The sequence below is a fragment of the Candidatus Streptomyces philanthi genome (assembly GCF_059553635.1).
Window position 1 is genome coordinate 18,956 of the sequence record NZ_JCANQV010000040.1, and the last position, 9,544, is coordinate 28,499.

Consider the following 9,544-nt stretch of genomic DNA (forward strand, 5'->3'; position numbering starts at 1 on the left):
CCAGCTCGGGGTCACGCATGCCCCGGCGACGGCGGTCTGGTCAGCCGGGTCACGGTCGCCGGCGGCAAACCGGCCGTGCCGCCGAGGAGCTGCTCCGGCGCGGGCACGAAGTGCCCAGATGAAAGTCCGTGCAGGCAGAGAAGCGGAAGCACCTCGGAGATCTTCGTGGGCTTATGGCACCACGGAGCCAGGGTTTTCGAGGAGAACCGCTTGCGCTCGCCAGTCTCACCGTCACCCCGGCGGTCGTTCACCCGCGGGCCCTCACCTCGACGGGCCCGGCGGCGGTGACCACGGTGCGTGGCCGGTGGTGGCCGTTGCGAACCACCAGGCGGTGCCCGCGCTCGTCAGTATCGGCGGTCAACTCGGCTGTGTAATGGCTGACTTCCACCTCCAGCGCGACAGCGAGCATGCGCCGGTTGCCCTCACGCACGATTTCGTCGATCAAGGAACCGGACTGGGTGGAACCCTCGTCAGTGACCACGCTGAGCACGGCGTGCCCTCCCGACCCGCGCCGCAATGCGGGCCCAATCGGTGACCATCAAAGGATCATCGGGAAGGTACGCCTTCTGCGTCCCTCCCGGGGCTTGATCCACGAGTCCCGGGCATTTCCCCTGCGAAGTGGTAAGGAATGGGGAGGCGGCGAGGCGCTGCGGGGCTCCCGGTGGCCGACAATCCTCTGCGCGGCGTATCGTGCGGGGCCGCCGGGCGGACGGCCGGTCATATGCGTGACGGGTGTGCCACTCCGCCGAATCACGTGCCGACGCGCACCCCGCCACACCCTGCTTCGAAGCGGCCGACCGCACTGACCACGCCTGACACAAGGTCACCCGGTGCACGGGTGATGCACAGGCCACCTCGTGGATTACGTGTGCCGTAATCGCACGGTTGGGGCCTACCGGAAAGGGCATACCGGGAGCACCGGCCGCCGCCCCGGAGCGTTCATGTTCGGGCAGGCCGGACAGGACGGTGACGCTACCCGGACGAAGCGAGTGAACCGGTCCGGATCCACCGTGGCTCTGCCTTTCCCACAGCGGACGGTGTCTGCCGTCGCGCGTATCCCGGTGCGGAAAGGCGCGCGTGAGGCGGGAACGCGGTGGTGGGCTTTCGGCGTGCGGGTGAGCACAGCCAGACATGGCGGAGCAAAGGGAGGTTCTGCGGTGAGACTCATACCCACGACGCGTGACGAGGTGAGCCATGACTGCCGGTGATCTGGACCCGTCGTTCGGGACCGGGGGAAAGGCCGTCGTCGACTTCGGCACGACCTCCATCGCCAACGCGGTGGCGGTCCAACCCGATGGCAGCTTGGTGCTGGCGGGCCGGGTCGGTGACGCCAGCACCGGGGATTTCGGTGTGGCACGGCTCACCCGGAACGGTAATCTCGACACCACCTTCGGCACCGGGGGAAAGGTGGACCTCTCCCTCAGCGCCGAGGAGGACGTCGCCCGCGCGGTCGCCCTCCAGACCGACGGAAAGATCGTGGTGGGCGGCTTCGAGGGATCCGAGCCGTCCGGGAACGTCGCGGTGGTCCGGTTCAATCCCGATGGGACGCTCGACGCCACGTTCGGCGCGGGCGGCGTGGCCGTCTACGACATCAGCGGCCCCACCGGGGACGCCATCCGCGGGATGGTCATCCAGCCCGACGGCAAGATCCTCGGCGTCGGAGCCGCCGGGGCCAACGCCGGACTGATCCGGCTCAACCCCGACGGGAGCCTGGACACCACCTTCGCGGGCGGAGCGGGAAAGGAATCCGTCTCGCTCGGCAACGCGGGTCACCTCTTCGCCCTGGCCCTGCTGAGCACGGGCCAGTTCATGGTCGCCGGATTCGACTCCACCACGGCCACCCAGGACGACTTCCTCCTCGCACGGTTCAACGCCGACGGGAGCCTGGACACCACGTTCGGCTCCTCCGGGCTGGTGCGCACGGACTTCAACGGTCTCAACGACCTGGCCTTCGCGATCACCACGCAGAGCGACGGCAAGTTCGTGCTCGGTGGGGACACCGACTCCACCGACCCCGCCGGGATCAGCGGGGACGTGAAGGCCGGCTGGGCGCGCTACAACCCCGACGGCACCCTCGACACGGCCTTCGGCACCGCGGGGAAGAGGCAGATCAACCCCACGACGCTGGGGGACGGGGTACGCGGTCTGGCCATCCAGGGCGACGGGAAGATCGTCGCCGGAGGTTTCATCGGCGAGACCACCGGCCTGGCGAGCTTCGCCGACCCCGTGGCGGGCGACTTCGGGGTGTACCGGCTCGACACGAACGGGAGCCCGGACACCACCTTCGGCGTCGGCGGTGCCGTCCGTACCGACTTCGCGGGCCTGGGAGACGGCGGTCGTGCCGTCGTCATCCAGCCCGCGAACAGGATCGTCCTCGTCGGCGGGGCGACAACCAACCACCTCAACTTCGCCGCTGCCCGATACAAGACCTGACCGCTGGTCAGCGCGGGCCACCACGGCGCCGGTCTCCGGGCCTGGCCCGGCGGCCGGCGTCCCAGGCCCCCCACAGCGACGACGCGGGGCGGACGGGACGAGCCGGCGAACGCAGCGGACGCCCGGTACCCACGTGTCCGGCAATCTCCCTCGGTCCGGGCGTTGCCGGCCACTCGCACAGGGGCCAGGAGGTCTCGGCGTCGTCATCAAGACGCTCGGCACACCGCCACTAGTATGACTTTCACGGTTTCCGACATTTCACGTCGTACAACCACACTCCTCCGCCACCCCCTCCATCCCAAGGGCCGTCCCACCTTGACCTCCCCCATATCCCGCCTCCGCCGTCTCCCCCTCTGGCTCCTCCCGGTGGTGTGGACCCTCTGTCTCGGGCTGTGGGGCATGTCGCGGGAGGGGAGTGTGTGGCGGGACGAGGCGGCGACGTGGCAGGTGGCGGAGCGGTCGGTGGGGGACATCTGGCACATGCTGGGGCAGGTCGATGTGGTGCACGGGTTGTACTACCTGGTGATGCACGGGCTCTTCGCGTGCTTCGGGGCCGGGACGACGACATTGCGGCTGCCCTCGGTGCTGGCCATGGCGGTGGCGGCGGGCTGTGTGACGGTGATCGGCCGGCGGCTGGCCGGGCCCTGGGCCGGCCTCGGGGCCGGGCTGGCGCTGGGGTTGCTGCCGTCCGTGCAGTTCTACCTCCAGGAGGGGCGGCCGTACGCGCTGGTCGCGGGCGGGGCCGGGGTGGCGACGCTGCTGCTGGTGAGCGCGGTCCAGGGGCGCGGCCGGGCGTGGCGCTGGGCGGCGTACGGCGGCACGGTCCTGGTGTGCGCGCTGCTGAACTGGATGGCGCTGCTGATGCTGCCCGCGCACGCGGTGACCCTCGCGTGGACGCGGGCCGGGCGCGGGGTGTGGGCGCGGTGGGCGGTGGCGTCGATGGTCGCGGTGGCCGGCGTCCTGCCGTTGGTCGTGTTCAGCGGGAGCCAGTCCGACCAGGTGTCCTGGATACCACCGCTGACCTGGCACAAGCTGATCGCCCCCGCCGTCATGCTGGCGATAGGCGGCCTCGGGGCGCTGCTGGACCGGCCACGCGCGGGCGGGCCGCAGGCGGACCGGTCGCCATCAAGCCGGCCGCCGTCGGACCAGCCGCAACCGGACCGCCCCCGCTCCGGCCGCCCGTCCCTGGCGGCCGTCGGCCTGCCGCTGCTCGCCGTGCCGCAGCTGGCGCTGATCGGGATCTCGCTGGTGCGGCCGCTGTACGTGGACCGGTACATCGAGTTCAGCATGCTGGGGCTGGCGCTGCTGATCGGCGCGGTCATCGGCGCGGCGGTGCGGACGGCCGCGCCGCGCTTCCCGCGGGCGTCGCGGTGGGTCCTCCCCTCGGTGGTCGTGGTGGCCGTGCTGGCGCTGCTGCCGCAGTCGCTGGCCAAGCGGTCCTGGTCGAGCCGGGTGGACGATGTGCTGGCGGTGGCGGACGACGTGCGGCGGCTGAAGCGGCCCGGCGACGCGGTGGTGTTCGTACCGGCGGCGCGGCGCGACACCCGGTTGGTCTCCCCCGGCGCGTTCAGCGGGCTGCGGGACATCGCGCTGGCGGAGAGCCCGGAGGCGTCCGGGACGTTGAAAGGGGTGGAGGCCGCGCCGTCCCGTATCCGGGAGGCGATGCCGTCGGAGCGGCGGATTCTGCTGGTCACGGACGCGGCGGAGGTGGCGCAGCCGGTGTCGGCGGAGCGGGACCGGGTCAAGTTCTCCGTGCTGGAACGGTACTTCAGGGTGGTGGCCGACGAGCAGGTCCGCGGCCGCAGGGTGACGGTGTACGAGCGGCGCTGAGCCGCCCCGGGGTGGGGATATCCCCACCTCAGGACGGTGCCCCGCCCCAGTGCGCGGGCGCGCCCGGAACACGAGGCTGTCCCCCGTACCGCGACATCCGAGCGGCGGACGGCGAAGGAGACACCTGTGACAGCGGCTGTGACCATTCCCCGGTACGGGGGCAACGGAGGGCGTACGGCCGTCGCCGCGCGGGCCCGGCAGGTCGTCAAGGCGTACGGGGCGGGTGAGACGCGGGTCGTCGCGCTCGACCGTGTCGATGTCGACATCGTGCGCGGGCAGTTCACCGCGATCATGGGGCCGTCCGGCTCCGGCAAGTCGACGCTGATGCACTGCCTGGCCGGGCTGGACACCGTGACCTCCGGCAAGATCTTCCTCGACGAGACGGAGATCACCGGTCTCGACGACAGGAAGCTCACCCGGCTCCGCCGCGACCGGATCGGTTTTGTCTTCCAGGCGTTCAACCTGCTGCCGACGCTCACCGCGCTGGAAAACATCACGCTTCCCATGGACATCGCGGGCCACAAGCCCGAACCCGACTGGCTCCAGCAGGTCGTGGAGACCGTCGGCCTCGCCGGGCGGCTCACGCACCGGCCGTCCGAACTGTCCGGCGGCCAGCAGCAGCGGGTCGCGGTGGCGCGGGCCCTCGCCGCCCGGCCGGAGATCATCTTCGGTGACGAACCCACCGGGAACCTGGACTCGCGGGCCGGCGCCGAGGTGCTGGGCTTCCTGCGCCGCTCCGTCGACGAGCTGGGCCGGACGATCGTCATGGTCACCCACGACCCGGTGGCGGCCTCCCGCGCGGACCGGGTGCTCTACCTCGCCGACGGCCGTCTCGTCGACGAGATGCACCGTCCGACCGCCGAGCAGGTCCTCGACCGGATGAAGGACTTCGACGCACGCGGGCGGACGTCATGACCGTCTGGAGGATGTCGGCGCGCAACTTCCTGGCGCACAAGGGCAGGATGGCGCTCTCCGCCGTCGCGGTCCTGCTGTCGGTGGCGTTCGTGTGCGGCACGCTCGTCTTCACCGACACCATGAGCACCACGTTCGACAAGCTGTTCGCGGCGACGGCGGCCGATGTCACCGTCCGGCCCGAGAGCCCCGCGAAGGACAGCAAGCTCCCGGAGAGCGGCAGGCCCGCCACGCTGCCCGCGTCCCTCGTCGGACGGGTCGCGCGGGCGCCCGGCGTGCGGTACGCCGAGGGCTCGGTCGTCAGTACCTCCGTCACCGTCGTCGACGGCCACGACAGGAACATCGGCTCGACGACGGGCGCCCCGACGATCGCGCGCAACTGGACGAAGAACGACCTGCGTTCGATGGAGATCACCTCCGGGCACGCGCCCCGCGGCCCGACCGAGGCGATGGTCGACGCCGACACCGCCGCCAAGCACCACCTGAAGCTCGGCGACACCCTGCGCACCATCGCCCCCACCGGCGACTTCCGCACCACGATCCGCGGCATCGTCACGTTCAAGGTCACCAACCCCGGCGCGGCGGCCGTCTACTTCGACACCGCCGCCGCGCAGCGAAAGCTGCTCGGCGCGTCCGGCGTCTACAGCTTCCTCTTCGTGACCGCCGAACCCGGCGTCGCACACACCGAGGTGAAGAAGAACGTCGCCGCCGCGCTCGGCGACCGCGTCCCCTACGCACTGCGGACGCAGCAGGAGTCCGCGGACGCCAGCAAGGACTCGATGCGCACCATGCTCGACATGGTGACGTACGCGATGCTCGGCTTCGCCGGGATCGCCTTCCTCGTCGGCGTCTTCCTGATCGTCAACACCTTCTCGATGCTGGTCGCGCAGCGCACCCGCGAGATCGGGCTGATGCGGGCCGTCGGGGCGAGCCGCCGGCAGGTCGACGGGTCCGTACTGGCCGAGGCGCTGCTCCTGGGCGCCACCGGCTCCGTCCTCGGCGTCGGCGCGGGCATCGGGCTCGCCGTCGGGCTGATGAAGCTGATGGGCGCCATCGGCATGGAGCTGGCCACCGGCGATCTCACCGTCGCCTGGACGACGCCGGTGGCCGGACTGGCGCTCGGTGTCCTCGTCACCGTCGCCGCCGCGTACATCCCGGCCCGCCGCGCCGGGAAGATCTCCCCGATGGCCGCCCTGCGCGACGCGGGGACGCCCGCCGACGGGCGTTCCGGGCGGGCGAGGGCCGTGACGGGTGTGGTCCTCACGCTGGCCGGCGGGGCCGCGCTGTACGCCGCGACGCGCGCCGGGACGGCAGGCGGCGGCGCGCCCTGGCTCGCCGGTGGTGTGGTCCTCTCCCTGACGGGCTTCATCCTGGTCGGCCCGCTGCTGGCCCGGCTCGTGGTCCGGGTGCTGGGCGCGGCGCTGCTGCGGGTCTTCGGCCCGGTCGGACGGCTCGCCGAGCGCAACGCCCTGCGCAATCCGCGCCGTACCGGAGCGACCGGCGCCGCGCTGATGATCGGCCTGGCGCTGGTGGCCTGCCTCTCGGTCGTCGGCTCGTCCATGGTCGCCTCGGTCGACGACGAGATGGACCGGTCGATCGGCGCGGACTTCATGGTCCAGCCGGCCGGCAAGTCCGCCCTCGTCGTGGAACGGGCCGCCGAGGCCGTCAAGTCGGTCCCGCACCTGGCGCACGTCACCACCTACAAGCTGGTCGGCGCGGCGGTCACCGCCCCGGACGGCACCACCGAGGAGCGGGGGGTGTCCGCCGTCGACCGCACCTATCCGGAGGACGTCCGGCGCACCGCGGTCTCCGGGAGGCTGGAGGACGCGTTCGGCAAGGACGCCCTGTCCGTCGGCGAGACGTACGCGACCGCGCACCGCGTCACGGTCGGCGACCGGCTCACCGTCGCGTTCACGGGCGGCCGGACGGCACGGCTGACGGTCGCCGCGATCACCGCGGACGACGCGATGATGGACAAGGGCGCGATGTACACCGCTCCGGCGACCGTCGCGCGCTACGTCCCCGCCGACGCGCTGCCGGGCAACAAGCTGGTGCTGGCCAAGGCCGAGAAGGGCAGGGAGCAGGAGGCGTACGCCGCCCTCAAGAAGGCGCTCGCCCCCTATCCGCAGTACAGCGTGCACAATCAGACCGACTTCAAGCAGCAGATGGAGAACCAGATCGGTCAGCTGCTGAACATCGTTCACGGCCTGCTGGCGCTCGCGATCATCGTCGCGGTGCTCGGTGTGGTGAACACCCTGGCGCTGTCCGTGGTCGAGCGGACCCGGGAGATCGGACTGCTGCGCGCCATCGGCCTCTCCCGCCGCCAACTGCGCCGGATGATCCGCCTGGAGTCCATGGTGATCGCGGTGTTCGGCGCGCTGCTCGGTCTCGTCCTCGGGCTGGGGTGGGGCGCGGCGGCCCAGAAGGTGCTGGCCCAGGAGGGGCTGAGCGCCCTGGAGATCCCGTGGACGACGATCCTCACGGTGTTCGCCGCCTCGGCCGTCGTCGGTCTGCTCGCGGCGCTGGTCCCGGCGTTCCGGGCGGCCAGGATGAACGTCCTGGGCGCGATCGCCACGGAGTGACCCGGCCGTACGGCAACGAGCACCGCCCCCGTTCCGGGTCCGGAACGGGGGCGGTGCGTGCCGGTCCAACGCGCCGGGTCAGTTGCGGCGGAACGCCTTGCGGACGAAGTGGACGATCAGCCAGATCACCAGGACGATGACGGCCAGCACGATCAGGATCAGCACGATCACGAAGATGCCGAGCTTCTTGAAGAAGCCCATCTTCTTCTTGGGCTGCTGCTGGTGGTCCGCGTAGGGCGCGGCGTGCGCGGACTTCGCCTGCGACGTCCTGGCGCCGGAGGTGACGAGGCCGTGGTGGACGGTACGGGAGACGGCGTGGTGGCCGCTCGTACCGCGTGCCTCCACCGCCGCGTACCGGGCGGCGGACGGCGCGGTGTCCTGGGTCGCGGCGACCGCCGGGCCGGCGGTGACGGTGAACAGGCCGAACAGCAGGGCGAGAACGGCGGCCGTCCGGCCGCGCACCCGCGAACCGGAGCGCGGCGCAACGGACTTCAGGGCCGCCGCGTCGGACCGTTCTGCGGCGTTCGTGTGCATCTGGTGGTTCCCCCCTCGGGTAGTGCGTGCAGTCATTATCGGCGGCCACGGGAGGCGTGCGGACGCCGGGAGTCCGCCCCTCCCGCGCCGGCGCGTCCACCGCGCGGCCGACGCTGTCGCGTACATGAGTACGGCGGGGCCGTACGGGGTGGGGGACGCGGCGGCCGGGGCGGTGGTTGCCCGGGGGCGCGGACAGGCCGGAGGCGGGGCGGGGTGCCCCCGGTGGTCGCCCCCGGAACGCACACGGCCCCGGTCCGGGTCCGCTGAGGGGCGGCCGGGCCGGGGCGCGGGGTGAGGCTTCGGGGGAGGCGGTGTTGAGGGCAACCCGCCTCCCCCGATGAGGACCGAACCTCCTAGCCCGCGCCGTAGTCAGGGGGAAGTGCACGGCGTGGACCCCGCAGGGAGGTCTGGTCCCGGGTCCCGCGGATTCCTGCCAGATCCGCTGGACTCGTTCTCCATCCTGCCCGGCGCGGCGGCGCCGGCGGGCAGGCAAACGGCCCCGTGTGCCGGGTCTTTGGTCCCTAAAGACAGCGTCAGCGCATCGACTTCCGGCCATGATCACCAGCGGTCGGTCCCGGGCTCCCCGGCGCCGCGTTCCGGGCCGTGTGGTTACACTCGCCCGACCGCACAGGGGAGTGCGGGGCAGGTCACAGGGGGGACGGGGCGGATGGCGCAGGCGAAGAAGGTCATTTCGGTACTGCTGCTGGTCTTCGTGCTCTACACGATCATCACCTCCCCCAAGCGCTCCGCCGAGATCGTCCAGATAGGCTTCGAGGGCGTCTCGACCGCCGCCAAGAGCGTCGGCGAGTTCATGACCCAGCTCGTCAACTGACCGCCTCGGGCCGTGCGGGCGGGTCCGCCGCGCCCGGTCCACCCGCACGGAGGTCCCCGTGATCCGCCATCTGGTCCTCTTCAAGCTCAACGACGGCGTGTCGCGCGACGAGCCCCGCGTACAGGCCGGGGCGCGGGCGTTCGCCGCGCTGGAGGGGACGGTCCCGGAGCTGGTGGCCTGGGAGTGCGCCTGGAACATCACCGACCGGCCGATCGCGTACGACTTCGCGATCAACTCCGCCGTCGCCGACCGTGACGCGCTCCAGCGCTACCTCGAACACCCGGCCCATCAGGCGGCCGCGGCCCAGTGGCGTGAATTCGCCACCTGGGTGATCGCCGACTACGAGGTCTGAGCCCCGGCCCCTCACCCGTACGGCCCTCTCCCCGCCGCCCTCGGGCGCGCGGGGATTTCCGTGTGCCCG

At 71.9% G+C, this 9,544-nt stretch carries 7 protein-coding genes and 1 pseudogene; 6 read left to right on the forward strand and 2 right to left on the reverse strand.

Going from position 1 to position 9,544, the window contains the following annotated elements; genetic code table 11:
- Positions 1-38 precede the first annotated feature (38 nt).
- Positions 39-490 (reverse strand): annotated as a pseudogene (locus AC51EU_RS07725) (IS256 family transposase); the annotation flags it as partial.
- Between the two features lie 704 nt (positions 491-1,194).
- Between AC51EU_RS07725 and AC51EU_RS07730 the strand changes: the two are divergent.
- The 4 genes from AC51EU_RS07730 to AC51EU_RS07745 all read left to right on the forward strand — a co-directional run bounded on the left by AC51EU_RS07730 (position 1,195) and on the right by AC51EU_RS07745 (position 7,757).
- A complete protein-coding gene (locus AC51EU_RS07730) occupies positions 1,195-2,433 on the forward strand; it encodes a hypothetical protein (protein WP_496265930.1) in 1,239 nt (412 codons plus the stop codon).
- Between the two features lie 315 nt (positions 2,434-2,748).
- Positions 2,749-4,263, forward strand: a complete 1,515-nt coding sequence (locus AC51EU_RS07735; RefSeq protein WP_496265931.1) for a glycosyltransferase family 39 protein — start codon at positions 2,749-2,751, stop codon at positions 4,261-4,263.
- Between the two features lie 126 nt (positions 4,264-4,389).
- Entirely contained in the window at positions 4,390-5,178 is a 789-nt protein-coding gene (locus tag AC51EU_RS07740) for an ABC transporter ATP-binding protein (RefSeq protein ID WP_496265932.1), read from the forward strand.
- Complete coding sequence (locus AC51EU_RS07745; RefSeq protein WP_496265933.1) at positions 5,175-7,757, forward strand: ABC transporter permease; 2,583 nt, start codon at positions 5,175-5,177, stop codon at positions 7,755-7,757. The genes AC51EU_RS07740 and AC51EU_RS07745 overlap by 4 nt, the downstream gene beginning before the upstream one ends.
- 78 nt (positions 7,758-7,835) lie before the next feature.
- On the opposite strand, the gene AC51EU_RS07750 is transcribed toward AC51EU_RS07745, so the two are convergent.
- The gene (locus AC51EU_RS07750) at positions 7,836-8,291 is read right to left on the reverse strand and encodes a hypothetical protein (protein WP_496265934.1); all 456 of its coding nucleotides are present in this window, start codon (positions 8,289-8,291) and stop codon (positions 7,836-7,838) included.
- A gap of 667 nt (positions 8,292-8,958) precedes the next feature.
- Between AC51EU_RS07750 and AC51EU_RS07755 the strand changes: the two genes are divergently transcribed.
- Both AC51EU_RS07755 and AC51EU_RS07760 read left to right on the forward strand, forming a co-directional pair.
- The gene (locus tag AC51EU_RS07755; RefSeq protein WP_496265935.1) at positions 8,959-9,123 is read left to right on the forward strand and encodes a hypothetical protein; all 165 of its coding nucleotides are present in this window, start codon (positions 8,959-8,961) and stop codon (positions 9,121-9,123) included.
- Between the two features lie 58 nt (positions 9,124-9,181).
- Positions 9,182-9,475, forward strand: a complete 294-nt coding sequence (locus AC51EU_RS07760; RefSeq protein ID WP_496265936.1) for a Dabb family protein — start codon at positions 9,182-9,184, stop codon at positions 9,473-9,475.
- Positions 9,476-9,544: the final 69 nt, after the last annotated feature.